11 protein-coding genes are annotated in these 13,607 nt (G+C 61.0%); 4 read left to right on the top strand and 7 right to left on the bottom strand.

Annotated features, from left to right (window positions below; all coding sequences use genetic code 11):
- The first annotated feature begins 113 nt into the window (after positions 1 to 113).
- Positions 114 to 995, top strand: coding sequence for an alpha/beta fold hydrolase (locus R1T40_RS07740; RefSeq protein WP_317386486.1), 882 nt, complete (start codon positions 114 to 116; stop codon positions 993 to 995).
- A gap of 233 nt (positions 996 to 1,228) precedes the next feature.
- On the opposite strand, the gene R1T40_RS07735 is transcribed toward R1T40_RS07740, so the two are convergent.
- Positions 1,229 to 1,807, bottom strand: a complete 579-nt coding sequence (locus R1T40_RS07735; protein WP_317386485.1) for a DUF6151 family protein — start codon at positions 1,805 to 1,807, stop codon at positions 1,229 to 1,231.
- Between the two features lie 14 nt (positions 1,808 to 1,821).
- Positions 1,822 to 3,099 (bottom strand): polyhydroxyalkanoate depolymerase, encoded by a 1,278-nt coding sequence (gene phaZ, locus R1T40_RS07730; RefSeq protein WP_106162790.1) that lies wholly within the window; start codon positions 3,097 to 3,099, stop codon positions 1,822 to 1,824.
- A 148-nt stretch (positions 3,100 to 3,247) separates the two neighbouring features.
- On the opposite strand from phaZ, the gene R1T40_RS07725 reads away from it, so the two are divergent.
- The 3 genes from R1T40_RS07725 (at position 3,248) to phaR (ending at position 6,825) form a co-directional block, all read left to right on the top strand.
- On the top strand, positions 3,248 to 5,065 hold the full coding sequence (locus tag R1T40_RS07725) for a PHA/PHB synthase family protein (protein ID WP_317386484.1): 1,818 nt from the start codon (positions 3,248 to 3,250) through the stop codon (positions 5,063 to 5,065).
- 314 nt (positions 5,066 to 5,379) lie between these two features.
- Entirely contained in the window at positions 5,380 to 5,826 is a 447-nt protein-coding gene (locus tag R1T40_RS07720) for a phasin family protein (protein WP_106162788.1), read from the top strand.
- Positions 5,827 to 6,273: 447 nt separating this feature from the next.
- Positions 6,274 to 6,825, top strand: coding sequence for a polyhydroxyalkanoate synthesis repressor PhaR (gene phaR / locus R1T40_RS07715; protein WP_106162787.1), 552 nt, complete (start codon positions 6,274 to 6,276; stop codon positions 6,823 to 6,825).
- 282 nt (positions 6,826 to 7,107) lie between these two features.
- On the opposite strand, the gene R1T40_RS07710 is transcribed toward phaR, so the two are convergent.
- The 5 genes from R1T40_RS07710 to R1T40_RS07690 form a co-directional block, all read right to left on the bottom strand.
- Positions 7,108 to 8,346, bottom strand: coding sequence for a DegT/DnrJ/EryC1/StrS family aminotransferase (locus tag R1T40_RS07710; protein WP_317386483.1), 1,239 nt, complete (start codon positions 8,344 to 8,346; stop codon positions 7,108 to 7,110).
- Between the two features lie 288 nt (positions 8,347 to 8,634).
- On the bottom strand, positions 8,635 to 9,945 hold the full coding sequence (locus R1T40_RS07705) for an NAD(P)/FAD-dependent oxidoreductase (protein ID WP_317386959.1): 1,311 nt from the start codon (positions 9,943 to 9,945) through the stop codon (positions 8,635 to 8,637).
- 115 nt (positions 9,946 to 10,060) lie between these two features.
- Entirely contained in the window at positions 10,061 to 11,428 is a 1,368-nt protein-coding gene (locus R1T40_RS07700; RefSeq protein ID WP_317386482.1) for a glutamine synthetase family protein, read from the bottom strand.
- Entirely contained in the window at positions 11,425 to 12,108 is a 684-nt protein-coding gene (locus tag R1T40_RS07695) for a type 1 glutamine amidotransferase (protein WP_317386481.1), read from the bottom strand. The genes R1T40_RS07700 and R1T40_RS07695 overlap by 4 nt, the downstream gene beginning before the upstream one ends.
- Before the next feature lie 56 nt (positions 12,109 to 12,164).
- Entirely contained in the window at positions 12,165 to 13,484 is a 1,320-nt protein-coding gene (locus tag R1T40_RS07690; RefSeq protein WP_106162782.1) for a glutamine synthetase family protein, read from the bottom strand.
- Positions 13,485 to 13,607: the final 123 nt, after the last annotated feature.

Below are 13,607 nucleotides of genomic sequence, written 5' to 3'. Positions count from 1 at the left end.
ACATTCTTAACCAATTTTACGCAAAGTAAAAAAGTCCTTGCTGCCCCGCACTTTGGGACATGTAGTGAACCCAAGCGCCACTTATAGGCGCGCAGGAAAACGGGCAGATACAGATGAATGAACCAGCGGAGCTGTCGGGGCACCCTGTGGTGGTGGTGCCGGGATTCATGAGTGATGGTCGGATCTGGGAGCCGCAGATCCGATTGCTTTCACGATACGACGTGCCGGTCACCGTCGCACCGGTGCTGAGCGCGGATCGGGTCGAGGATGTGGCCGCCTCTCTGCTGGCTCACCTGCCTGCGAAATTTACCGTTATTGGCGCCGGACTTGGCGGGTCCATCGCGATGTCGATGCTTGAGGTTGCGCCGGATCGTATTGCCGGGATCGGGTTGATCGCATCAAGCCCGCTGTCGGAAACCCCGGCAAAGGCGGCCGAGCGGGAACCCTGGATCATCCGCGCACGGTCCGGGCGATTGCGGGCGGTGATGCAGGATGTCTTTCCCGCGGCCAGTCTGGCCCCGAGCCCGCTGCGCAGTCAGATCATGGGGCAGATCGCCGATATGGCGGAAGACCTTGGACCCGACATCTTTGTTGCACAGAGTCGGATGTTGCAACGACGGATCGACCAGCAAGCGACATTGATGCGGGCAGAGCAGCCCGGGCTGGTGATCTGCGGGGTGCATGACCAGATCATTCCGGTGAAGCGGCAGATGTTCACCGCCGAATTGATGAAGAACACCCGGATGGAAATGATCGAGGATGCCGGGCATCTTCCGTTGATGGAACAGCCAGATCGTATCTCTGCGATCCTGCACAGCTGGATCGTTGGAGACGGAGCTGCGCGTGAGAGCGCTGCCCCGTCGGAACATGAACCGCTTTGGGTCAGCCGACGGTCGCGCCGTAATTTCCAGCCGTCACCTGTGGCCTCGCAAGTGATAGAGCCCGTGCCAGAAGAGATTTTGCAGCTGACGCCAGCGCTGCGGGCGAGCGCCTGATATCGCGCATGATGCGGTGACACACGGACGGCGGCTCCCCTGTGGGCAGCCTACCTGCCGAGCGGGTCAGGTCTCGCGGGCCTTTGGTCAAACGGGAAGACGCCCCTAACGACACCGCCAGCTGATGATGCGCGCGCCGCGACGATTGAGTGATGTGCAGGCAGTCTAGGTTGGGGGAGGCGTTGCACCCCTTGCCACCCCTTGCCGAGCACAGGCAAGGCAGGGTCGCGAAGCTATTCCCCTGCGGTGAGGGCGCGCCGTTCGGATTTGGTCAGGATCAGCGGCTCCGCCTTCGGTGCGCCGCTGTCTATGTCAAACAGCGGCGTCTGCCGCCAGCGACCGGACGCCCAAGCAGAGATCATGCGACTGGCAAGTTTCATGGTCATACGTGCCGCGCCTTCGTGTTTGGGCGGTTTGCCCGGCTGCGGGATGAAGGCCTGCGCGATCACCTTGCCGAGCTGGTCGGGGTCATCAAAAAGGGCGGATCGCACCGCGATGAACGGCAACTTTGGTTTGCCAAGGCTGTTGAACAGTGGCGTGCCGCAGCAGCCCGCATACCAACGCAAAAGACCCTTGGGGGATAGTTTCAGCAGCCGCAGATGCTCTGCACCCTGGTCGATGGTCACCATGTCAGGGTTGAGTTGCAGCAGGTCGACGCCGGTGCCATTGGGGTCCGGACAGCCATGATACAGCTCCACCGCGCGGCAGTCCGCGCAGTGGCAGAGGATACGTGTGCCCTGTTTGACCGACGTCGGCTCGACATGGCCGCAGAGGCTGCCGCAGGCGCAGGCAAAGCGAAGGGGCGCTGACATCACGGTTCTCCGGCCTATTGTGCAGCCTGGGCGGGTTTGGCGGCCGCCTTGCGCGCAGGTTTGCGGGCATTTGCGTCCATGAATTCAATCACCAGCGGGCGGATGTTGTTGCGCCAGGAACGGCCCGCAAAAATGCCGTAGTGGCCAGCGTCAGGCTCGACATGGCTGGCCTTTTTGCTGTCAGGCAGGCCGGTGCAGAGATCCAGCGCGGCGATGCATTGGCCAGGCGCGGAGATGTCGTCCTTTGCGCCTTCGACGGTTTTGACCGCCACATCGGTGATCTTGCCGATGTCGACCTTATGACCATCCACCACAAATTCGTTCTTGGCGATTTCGCGGTTCTTGAAAACCCGCTCGACGGTGGAGAGGTAGAACTCGGCCGGCATGTCCATGACCGCGAGATATTCGTCGTAGAACCGGTTGTGGGCATCGTGGTCCGTGGCGTCGCCTTGGCTGACCCGCATGATCTGCTCGGAGAAGGCCTTGGAGTGGCGGTCCATATTCATCGACATGAAAGACGACAGCTGCAACAGGCCGGGATAGACCGCGCGGCCCACGCCCTTGTATTTGAAACCGACGCGCTGGATCATGGTCTGTTCAAGCTGGCCCATGGTGACGCGATGACCAAAATCTGTTACATCTGTCGGAGTCGCGTCCGGGTCCACCGGGCCACCGATCAGGGTCAGGGACGTGGGCTGGGCCTTGGGCTCCATCTCGGCGAGATAGGCAGTGGCCGCCAGCGTCAGGGGGGCAGGTTGGCAGACCGCAACCACATGGGTGTCAGGGCCAAGCTCGCGCATGAAATCAACGAGGTAGAGGGTGTAATCTTCCACGTCGAACTTGCCGGCAGAGACCGGAATGTCGCGGGCGTTGTGCCAGTCCGTCACATAAACTTCGCAGTTTTCAATGAGGCTTTTGACCGTGGAGCGCAGGAGGGTGGCGTAATGGCCGGACATCGGCGCAACAACCAGAACCTTGCGGGGTTGTTCGGGGCGGTCAGTGACCCGGAAGTGGATCAGGTCGCCAAACGGCTTTTCAACAACCGTGTCGACCTCGACCAGGTGATCCTTGCCATCGTTCAGCGTGGTGACATGGATACCCCAGTCGGGTTTGGCCACCATGCGTTTGAAACTGCGTTCGGTGACCTCGCCCCAACCAGCCAGCCAGCTCAGCATCGGGTTGGGCAGGGCGGCGAAGGCCGGATAGGAGGCCATGGACTGCGCCGTCGCGCCCAGCCACTGGTTCGTGTTCCGAACCGTCTCCATCAGGTCGTAGGACATCATGTAGCGCATACGCGTCTCCTTGGCGGTGCTTTTCGTGCCGCGGTTTGAGCCCGAGTGTGCCGGATCATTCCGGCGGATTCGGACCTTGGGTCGCTTTGCCGTAGAATGGCAGGGCAAGTATTCTGCACAGCAGAAAGATTAAGAGGGTTTCCTTAAGATGACAACAACCGACAAGGCTATTGAAGCAACCTCCGCGGAACAGATTGACCAGCTTAAGGAAAATCTTGAACGCGTGGAGCAGCTGTCCAAGCGCCTGATAGAGGTAATGGCGCATAAGAAGACCCATAACCCCGGATTGGACGCTCCGAATCAAGAGCTTTTCGCACGTGCAGCATCGTCCTATTGGGCCGCGATGGCACAAAACCCCTCTCGACTGCTGGAACAGCAGGTGCAGTTTTGGGGCAAGTCGGTCGAGAATTTTGCCGAAGCACAGAAAGCCATGGCTGGCGCCCTGAAAGGCGCACCCGAAGAAGCTGATGTGCCCCGCCCGGCAGATCGCCGCTTTGCCAATCCGATGTGGGAGAACAATCCCTATTTCAGATTTGTGCGCGATCAGTATCTGACCAATGCCGAGACGATCCGCACCGCCGTCGAGGAGGTCGAGGATCTGGACCGGGTGGACCGGCAGCGGCTGAGCTATTTTTCTGATCAGATCATCAATATGATGGCGCCGACGAATTTCCTCGCGACGAACCCGGATGCGCTGGAAAAGGCACTGGAGACGGACGGCCAGTCGCTGATTGACGGGCTGGAGAACCTGGTTGCGGATCTGGAGGCCAACGATGGCGAGCTGATCGTGCGGCTGGCGGATGACACGGCCTTTGAAATCGGTCGCAATATCGCCACCAGCCCCGGCGACGTGGTGTTCCGCAATCGGATGATGGAGCTCATTCACTATCGGCCGACGACAGAGACCGTGCATGAGACGCCGATCGTGCTGTTTCCACCATGGATCAACAAGTTCTACATCCTCGACCTCAAGGAAAAGAACAGCCTGATCAAGTGGATTACCGACCAGGGCTATAGCCTGTTTGTCGTCTCCTGGGTCAATCCGAATGAGGATTATGCGGATATTGGCATGGAGGACTACGTCGAGGACGGGTTCCTGAAGGCGATCCAGGTGGTCAAGGAGATCTGCGGCACCAAACAGGTCAATGCGGTGGGCTATTGCATTGCCGGCACGACGCTGAGCCTGACCCTGTCCCTGATGAAGAAGCGCGGTGACAAGTCGGTGAAATCCGCGACGTTCTTTACCGCGCTGACGGATTTTTCCGATCAGGGGGATTTTACCCCCTTCCTTCAGAACGACTTTGTAGATGCGATCGAGGAGGAGATCGGTGACGACGGGATCATGCCACACTACATCATGGCGCGGACCTTCTCTTATCTGCGGGCCAATGATCTGGTCTACGGCCCGGCGATCCGCAGCTACATGATGGGCGAAACCCCTCCTGCCTTCGATCTGCTCTATTGGAACGGGGACGGGGCCAATCTGCCGGGCCGGATGGCGGTGCAGTACCTGCGCGGGCTGTGTCAGGGCAACAAGTTCGCGGAGGGCGGGTTTGAGCTGTTTGGCGAGACGCTGCACTTGCGCGACGTGGATGTGCCGTTGATGTCGATCACCTGCGAGACCGACCACATTGCCGCCTGGAAGCAATGCTATCGCGGCGTGCAGCAGATGGGATCGCGCTCCAAGACCTTTGTTGTCAGCCAGTCGGGCCATATCGCTGGGATCGTGAACCCGGTCAGCCGCAACAAATACGGCCATTATGTCAACGACGACCTGAAAGCGGACGCGGACGAATGGATGGCGGGCGCGCGCTTTACCGAAGGGTCCTGGTGGCCGCGCTGGGGCAGCTGGCTGAAGACGCGATCCGGCAAGCAGGTCCCCGCCCGGGTGCCGGGGGCGCATGCGTCCTATCCGGCCTTGGACGCCGCACCGGGCCAATATGTGCGCGCCAAAGCAAGGTCGTGAGGGGGGGCGGAATGTACAGCACATCTGCTGGGCCGAGGTGGTCGAAAAGCTGATTGCCTGACGTCGCTCTCTCTGGCGTGTCTATAGAGGCCCGCGCCGCAGGATACCGAGGGCGCGCGCTACGGATGCGCTGGAGACCTGTGCCTCAATGCGCATCGCTAACGTAAAACTAAGATGAAATTTCTGCAACGCAGCAAATTTTGCTTGAAATGCTGCACTGCGGCATGCATATTGATCTCAACAGCGGGGCGGTTCCCGCTAGGACCCTCCTGATCGGACGCGTTCCGAAGGATCGTAATAAAGGAATGAGTACCATGGCTAAGACCCAAGATTTTTCCGCGATGATGAAAGACATGATGGCTTCCTTCCCGGTTGACACCTCCGCGATGGAAGACTTCTTCAAGAACACTGCCGCTCTGAACGAGAAGCTCTCCTCCGTTGCGCTGGACGCGGCCGAGAAAAACGCCGAGATCTCCAGCAAGTGGACCAAAGACACTCTGGCGAAGATGAGCGATATCTCCAAGGCGAAAGCCGATCCGGCCGACTACGCCAAATCGGCAACCGATTTTGCATCTTCTTCCGCTGAAGTTGCAGCCGAGAACATGGCAGCCTTCGCCGAAGTTGCCAAAAAGGTTCAGATGGACACCGTCGAGCTGATGATGTCGGCTGGCAAGGACATGTCTGAAGAGGCATCTGCTGCTGTGAAGAAGGCCACTGAAGAGGTCTCCACCGCTGCCAAGAAAGCCGCTGCCGCGAAATAATCGCCAGCGAGAACGTCCGGGGGCCCGTTCAGCTCTCCTCCCAACCAACGGGACCCCGAAGAAAAGGGCAGGCTGCGCGCCTGCCCTTTTTTGTGTCTGAGAGCCTGGCAATCAGTGTTGGGCACAAGGGGCTCTTCCGGGGCCGATGAGGCACGCGGTATGGCTGGCCCCCTCGAAAGCGGTGCATCGGGACCGGTCCGACGGATCTTCGCTTGTGATGATGGAGGCCTTCGGTGAGCCTGGGGACGGGTTGCGGACCTTCAAAGTGAGACAACAGCGGCATTCACAGAGAGTCTGTGTCCTCTAAAGAGTGCGTTGCACTTGATCCGCCTCCAGCGGTGAAAGGGGGGTGTTCTCAGCAGCATCTCCTTTTGCTTTCAGTGCTTTCTTTTTATGACAGCCTCGCCTAGGGTTTTTGCAACGCGCACATTTCCCGGGGAGAAGAGAATGGCGGAACAGGATAAGCCTCTGCTCATTAAACGCTATGCCAGCCGCAGGCTCTACAATACCGAGACCAGCGATTACGTGACGCTGGAAGATGTCGCAGGTTTTATCCGGGACGGGCGCGAGGTGCAGATCCTTGACCTGAAAACGGGGGATGACCTCACCCGCCAGTATCTGTTGCAGATCATTGCCGAGCATGAGAGCCGCGGCGAAAACGTGTTGCCGGTGAATGTGCTCAACGACCTGGTGCGCAGCTATATGGTGCCGGGTGGCGGTGTGATGCCGCAGTTTCTGCAGGCGTCTTTCGATATGCTGCGCGACAGCCAGTCGAAGATGATGGAGAATATGACGGCGATCAATCCGATGGCGCAGATGCCCGGCTTCGAGGCCATGAAAACCCAGCAGGAGGCGTTCTTGAAGGCGATGACCGGCGGAATGAGTGGCGGCTGGACTGGCGGCGGCGAGGATAATGATAGCGGTGAGAGCGAAGACGATTTGAACACCATCAAGCGCCAGCTCGCGGAGCTGCAGGAAAAACTCTCAAAGCTGAGTTGAGGGCGCCTGTTTCTTAACTGAAGCTGTAGAAAGCCCCGGTTTGCCGGGGCTTTTTTTTGCGCAATGCTCGCGACCCGGCCCAAGGGGCGGCCTGACATCTTTGATGTCAGGCGCGACGCGCGGGAGCGCTCCCGCCCACCGGCACCGCATCAAAGATGCAGTACCGCCAGTTGGGCCGGGCGCCGCGCTGACGCGCGGCGGCGATGGGCGCGGGAGATGGTGGACATGAAGAAGGGCGCGTTCGGACGCGCCCTTCACAAAGTCAGTGTGTTGCCCCGTCGATCAGGCGGCTTCGCGTGCCATGACCTCCTCGACCGAGGCCAGCAGGATATCCGCGATCACATCCAGTTCTGCCTGTGTCAGACGCACCGGCAGGCGCACATCGCAGGCCTGCATCAGCATGGCGCGGGTTTCCGGCAGCTCTGGCAGATCCTTGAGGAATTGCCAGTTCCAGAACGCCCGGGCGTTGTCGGTGGAACGACCAAAGATCTGCACCTTCATCCCCTTGTCCGCCGTAGCCTGCGCAAAATCTGCGATCTGCGTATCAGTCATGCCGACCAGATTGAACTGGATCGAATCCGGCGCGCGACGTTCGGGCGCCAGCGGTGCGGGTACGTGGAAATTGGCATGGGCGTTCAGCTTTGCAGCCACATAATCGTGGTTCTTCAGCCCATCGGCAACGCGGCGGGCAAGCTCAGGGATCTGCGGGCGGATCACCACGGCAGAGAGGTTGCTCATGCGCAGGTTATACAGTGGCAGCAGGTTCTGCCAGCGCCCGAAGGCCTCGGCCAGCGCGGTGCCATTGTCGCCACGCGCCGGTTTGTGTTTCTGCCAGTTGTGTTCATAGGCGCCGGACATGATTACCGCGCGGGCCACGAGATCGGCGTCATCGGTCACCAGAATGCCACCTTCGCCAGCGTTCAGCATCTTGTAGGACTGGAAGGAGAAACAGCCGACATGGCCGATAGTGCCGATGTTGCGCCCGTGCCAGGTGGTGCCCAGCGAATGGGCCGCATCCTCCACCACGGGGATGTCACGCGCATCGCACAACGCCATGATCGCATCCATGTCGGAGGTATGCCCGCGCATGTGCGAAATGATCACGGCAGAAATGTCCTGATCCAGCTTCGCGGCAAAGTCGTCCATGTTGATGCGGTAGTTCTCACCCACCTCGCAGAGCACCGGCACGCAGTCCGCATGCACCACTGAGGAGGGCACAGCGGCAAAGGTAAAGCCGGGGATCAACACACGGGCATCACGGGGCAGATCCAGCGCCTTCAGCGACAGGAACAGCGCCGCGGAACAGGACGAGACCGCCAGCGCATATTTGCTGCCCAGAAGTGCGGCAAACTCCGTCTCCAGCAAGGACACCGGCGCATCCTCTGGTGCGGTGTAGCGAAACAGGTCGCCCGATTGCATCAAGGCCTCGATCGCCTCGCGCGCAGCCTCGGGGATGGGTTCACCCTGATGCACATTCGGAACTTGGACGTTCGGGACCTGGGAATTGGGGGTCTGGCTCATATTTCAAAATCCTGAATTTACCTTTTCAGAAATATAAAACAATGACGTCGAGATGCCAAGGATTCCCCTGTGCTCAGGCACTTGCGGGGTGCAAATTTCACGAAATTGTTGCCTTGGGGCAGGGATGTCGCGCCCGAAACTTGGCCAAAGGAGCGATGTGGCGCGCGGCGACAGCACCGGAGATTCGCTGTCTTCAGCTCTGCTTCATTTCAGGTGAATGGGGGCGTGACCCGTCTTCATCTTTACAAAAATACCTCGGGGGTCCGGGGGCAGCGCCCCCGGCCGAGATCAGAGGCCGAGCCGATCGCGCAGGGAAAACCAGGTCATCGCCAGCGCCAGCAGCGGCGTGCGCATCTTGGGCCCACCCGGGAAAGGGGCGGTGGGAATGCGCGCCATGGTGTTGAACCCGTCGCTTTGGCCGGCGATGGCCTCGGCCATCAGACGGCCCGCATGGGTGGCGGTGCCGACGCCATGGCCAGAATAACCCGAGGCCGACAGGATACGCGGCGAGACCCGCGCCAGATAGGGCAGGCGTTTCATGGTGATAGCCAGAGTGCCGCCCCAGGCGTAGTCGATCTTCACGTCGCGAAGATGCGGAAAGATCTCGGTCATCGGCTGGCGCACCTTGGCGGCGACATCGCTGGGAAAACGATAGCCATAGCTCTCGCCACCGCCGAACAGCAGCCGCTTGTCATGGCTGAGCCGGAAGTAGTTGACCACGAACTTACTGTCGGCGACCGCCACGTCGCGGGCCAGCACCCGGGCGGCGTCATCGCCCAGCGGTTCAGTGGCGGCGACAAAATTGTTGATCGGCATGACCCGCGCAGCAACCTGATCGTTCAGCCCGCCGAGATAGCCGTTGCAGGCCAGGATCAGATGGTCGGCGCGCACCGTGCCCTCGCCGGTGCGGATCTCCACCTGTGGGCCATCCTCGATGGCAAAGACCTCACTGCGCTCATAAATCTGCACCCCGGCTGCGGCGGCAGCGCGCGCCAGACCAAGCGCGTAGTTCAGCGGATGCAGATGCCCGGCGCCGTGATCCAGCACGCCGCCAACATAGGCCGGCGAGGGGCACATGGCCTGGCATGCCTCCTGATCGAGGATCTCGATCTGGTCATACCCATAAGCGTCCTGCAGGTGACGGCCATAGTCATGCAGATGCCGCACCTCGCGGGCGCTGTCGGCGGTCCAGGCTACGCCGGGTTTCAGATGACAGTCAATATCATGCTTGGCGATCAACCCCTTGACCAGGTCCTTGGCCTCTTCGCCCAGGGTCCAGAGCTTGGTGGCATCCTCACGTCCCACCATGCGCTCCAGCACCTCTTGGTCCTGACGCTGGCCGGAGCCCAGCTGGCCACCATTGCGCCCGGAGGCGCCAAAGCCTACCCGTTGCGCATCCAGCAGCACCACCTTGCGGCCCGCTTCGGCCAGATGCAGCGCTGCCGACAGGCCGGTGTAGCCCGCGCCCACAATGCAGACATCCGCCCGTACGCCCCCCGACAGCGAAGGATAATGCACCCCCGGCGTCGCGGTGGCGGCATACCAGCTTTCGGGATATTTGCCGGGGCGGTCATTTGCGTGCAACAGGTTCAGCGCCATCGGGTCGGCCTCATGGGTCTGCCACCCCTGAGGTTCAAACGCAGGGGGCTGGTCTTTCAACTTCTCATAAATATCCATTGGCGCCACGCCCAGGACGGGGCGCGGCGCCAATGGATCAGACGTTCAGCAGCAGATGCTCGCGCTCCCATGGCGAGATAACCTGCAGGAACTCCTCGTATTCAGCCCGTTTCACGCAGCTGTAAACGCGGGCAAAGTCGGGGCCAAGCACCTCGTGCAGCGCCTTGGCCTCGTCAAAAAGATCCAGCGCCTGGCCCATCACCTGGGGAATGTCGCCATCGCCCTCATAGGCATCGCCCTTGAACTGGCGGGTGGGGCGGCGCTCTTCCATTAGGCCGAGATAGCCGCAGGCCAGCGACACCGCGATGCCGAGGTAGGGGTTGCAGTCCATCCCTGCGATGCGGTTTTCCACCCGACGCGCCGCCGGTCCCGACAGCGGGATGCGGATGCCGGTGGTGCGGTTGTCGCGCGCCCATTCCAGGTTGATCGGCGCGGCGTGGTCCTTCACATAACGGCGATAGGAGTTCACATAGGGCGCCATCACCGCGAGACCTGCGGGCAGATAGGTCTGCAGACCGGCGATGAAATGATAGAAAGCATCCGTCTCGCCACCCTGTGGACCGGAGAAGATATTCTCGCCGCTTTCCATGTCGATGATCGAGTGGTGGATGTGCATCGCCGAACCCGGCTCATCTGCGATCGGCTTGGCCATGAAGGTGGCAAAGCAATCGTGGCGCAGCGCCGCCTCGCGGATCAGCCGCTTGAAGTAGAACACCTCATCCGCCAGCTTCACCGGGTCGCCATGGCGCAGGTTGATTTCCAGCTGACCGGCGCCGCCTTCCTGGGTGATGCCGTCGATCTCGAAGCCCTGCGCCTCGGCAAAGTCATAGATGTCGTCAATCACCGGGCCGAATTCATCCACGGCCGTCATGGAATAGGCCTGACGGGCGGCGGCAGGGCGACCAGAGCGGCCCATCATCGGTTCGATGTCGCGGGCAGGGTCGACGTTGCGGGCCACCAGAAAGAACTCCATCTCCGGCGCTACCACAGGTTTCCAACCCTGCGCGTGATAGAGGTCGACGACACGTTTCAGCACGTTGCGCGGGCTGAAGGGCACCGGCTTGTCGTCGCGGTCGTAGGCATCATGGATCACCTGAAGGGTCCAATCGCCGGTCCAGGGGGCGGCCGTGGCTGTGGACATGTCGGGCTTCAGCGTCATGTCCTTTTCGATCCAGCCATCTTCATCCGCCGCATCGGCCCAGTCGCCGGTGATGGTCTGGTAGAAGATGCTGTCGGGCAGGTGGAAATAATCCTGCTTGGCAAATTTCGACGCTGGCACCGCCTTGCCTCGGGCGATGCCCGGAAGGTCCGAGATAACGCATTCAACCTCGTCGAGACGACGGCCCTCCAGATAGGTCTTTGCGGCTTCGGGCAGATTTTCCTGCCAGCGCGTCGGGCTCGTCATCGGGTCCTCACTTTCTTGAAGAAGTCGGCAATCTCATTGGCTATTTGCGTTGAGTCGGTGGCGCGGTCGAGGGTCTCTGACGCGGCCTGAAGCTGAGCGTCGGGGACCACGCCCTTGCCGCGGGTCCGCAACAGACCATAGACAAAGGCATTCTGAAATTCGGGGTGCGGCTGCGCGGTCCAGATGTGATCGCCATAGGCCAGAAAGGCATTGGCGCAGAAATCACTCTGACCGATCACGCGGGCCTCTGCGGGTTTGTCCACCACCTGATCCTGGTGCCAGGCATTCAGCTGCACCGGCGCGCCGTGCAGGCGGTATTCGGTATGGCCGACGCTCCAGCCGCCATCGTATTTCACCACTTTGCCCCCAAGGGCCTGCGCGATGATCTGATGGCCAAAGCAAATGCCGACCAGCGGCATCTTGCGGGCGTGGATCTGGCGGATCAGATCCTCCAGCGGCGGGATCCAGTCGTGGTCCTCATAGGCGCCGAATTTGGAGCCGGTGATCAGCCAGCCGTCGGCGGCCTCGGCCGTATCCGGGAAGACCCCGTCAAGCACCGGATAGGTCTCGAAGCTGAACCCATGCCCCGCAAGCAGCGCGCGGAACATTTCGTCATAATTGCCGGAGGCGGGTTTCAGCTCTTCTGGGGCGTGGCCGGTTTGCAGGATGCCGATCTTCATAAGTCACCAAATATGATCAAAACTGGAGGTTCGCACATCGAACCCATTCTCCGCGGTCATACGGCTTCGAGCCACGAGAGCCAATGGCCCTCTGCCGGCTTCTCTGCAAAGCCCGCAAGCTCCTGGCGTTTTGTCATCACCAGATTGCGGATGGCCATCGGCGGCAGGATGCGCGCGATGAGGGGGCTGTTCTCGAACAGGTCGATGGCCTCGGCCCAGCTGCCAGCAAGCTGCGGCAGGCCTTCGATCTCGTAGATATTGCCCTCTGAGGGGGGCGGGGGCGTGGACCCGTCCTCCATGCCGATGAGCGCCGCGCCAAGGACGGTGGCGAGCATCAGATAAGGGTTGATGTCGCCGCCAGAGACCCGGTGTTCGATCCGGCGGGCCTTGTGGCTGCCGCCGGGAATGCGGATCGCGGCGGTACGGTTTTCATAGGCCCAGGCGGCGGAGGTGGGCGCATGGGCGCCGGGCACCAGCCGTTCATAGGAGTTCCCATGCGGGGCGAAGACCAGCGTGCTGTCGCGCATGGCGTTGATGCAGCCTGCCACCGCCGCATGCAAGGCGGGCGTGCCCTCGGGGCCGCCATTGTCAAAGATGTTGGTGCCATCGGTGTCGCAGACGGAGAAATGCACATGCATGCCGTTGCCGGCTTCCTCGGCATACGGTTTCGCCATGAAGGTGGCGGCAAAGCCGTGTTTGCGCGCAACCCCTTTGACCAGCGCCTTAAAGAGCCATGTATCATCGGCGGCGCGCATGGCGTCCTGATGGGTCAGGTTGATCTCGAACTGACCCAGACCGGCCTCGGAAATTGCATCCTGGGCCGGGATGCCCATGGCCTCGGCACCATCATAAAGATCGGTAAAGAAGTCGTCATAGGCGTCCAGCTCGGCAATCGACAGCACCGATTGCTGGTCCAGAGCGCGACCGGTCAGCGGATCAATGGGCGGCAGCGGCTGGCTGCCTGCGTCGTCGATCAGGATGAACTCCAGCTCGGTGGCGGCGGCCACGGTCCAGCCCTTCTCGGTATAGCGGTCGAGCACATGAGCCAGCACCTGACGCGGGTCGCCGAAGAACGGGCGGCCATCTTCATGCACCATCTTCATCGGCACCAGCGCCGAGGGGGTGGCGAGCCAGGGCATCGGCACGGCGCCGCGTTTGGTGGGCAGCAGAATGCCATCGGCGTCGCCGGTTTCAAACACCAGCGGGCTGTCTTCTATGTCACGGCCCCAGATGTCGACGTTGAGAACCGAAAACGGCATGCGGGCGGAGCCTTCACCCAGCTTGTCGGCCATGCCGACGGGGAGGCGTTTGCCGCGCATTTGCCCGTTGAGGTCACAGGCGGCGATACGAATTGTTCTGAGCGCAGAGAAGTCCATGCGCGTGCTCCTTGTCTTGTTGCCCCTACATTGGCGTGACCAATCGAAGCTGGCAAGCAAATTTGATCAAAAAAATTCCTCAAGGCAGAAGGTGCCGTATTCTTTTGCGACATTTCCGGGTCG

Source organism: Tritonibacter scottomollicae (assembly GCF_032924845.1).
In the GTDB taxonomy this organism is placed as follows: Bacteria; Pseudomonadota; Alphaproteobacteria; order Rhodobacterales; family Rhodobacteraceae; genus Epibacterium; species Epibacterium scottomollicae.
Note: the sequence above shows the minus strand (reverse complement) of the source record. Positions and strands in the feature narration are given on the sequence as shown.

Coding starts and splice junctions, on each gene's coding strand:
- R1T40_RS07705 (WP_317386959.1), bottom strand. CDS start 9,945: ATGGCGCTGAACCTGTTGCACGCAAATGACCGCCCCGGCAAATATCCC.
- R1T40_RS07710 (WP_317386483.1), bottom strand. CDS start 8,346: ATGAGCCAGACCCCCAATTCCCAGGTCCCGAACGTCCAAGTTCCGAAT.
- R1T40_RS07695 (WP_317386481.1), bottom strand. CDS start 12,108: ATGAAGATCGGCATCCTGCAAACCGGCCACGCCCCAGAAGAGCTGAAA.
- phaR (WP_106162787.1), top strand. CDS start 6,274: ATGGCGGAACAGGATAAGCCTCTGCTCATTAAACGCTATGCCAGCCGC.
- R1T40_RS07720 (WP_106162788.1), top strand. CDS start 5,380: ATGGCTAAGACCCAAGATTTTTCCGCGATGATGAAAGACATGATGGCT.
- phaZ (WP_106162790.1), bottom strand. CDS start 3,099: ATGCGCTACATGATGTCCTACGACCTGATGGAGACGGTTCGGAACACG.
- R1T40_RS07725 (WP_317386484.1), top strand. CDS start 3,248: ATGACAACAACCGACAAGGCTATTGAAGCAACCTCCGCGGAACAGATT.
- R1T40_RS07735 (WP_317386485.1), bottom strand. CDS start 1,807: ATGTCAGCGCCCCTTCGCTTTGCCTGCGCCTGCGGCAGCCTCTGCGGC.
- R1T40_RS07690 (WP_106162782.1), bottom strand. CDS start 13,484: ATGGACTTCTCTGCGCTCAGAACAATTCGTATCGCCGCCTGTGACCTC.
- R1T40_RS07740 (WP_317386486.1), top strand. CDS start 114: ATGAATGAACCAGCGGAGCTGTCGGGGCACCCTGTGGTGGTGGTGCCG.
- R1T40_RS07700 (WP_317386482.1), bottom strand. CDS start 11,428: ATGACGAGCCCGACGCGCTGGCAGGAAAATCTGCCCGAAGCCGCAAAG.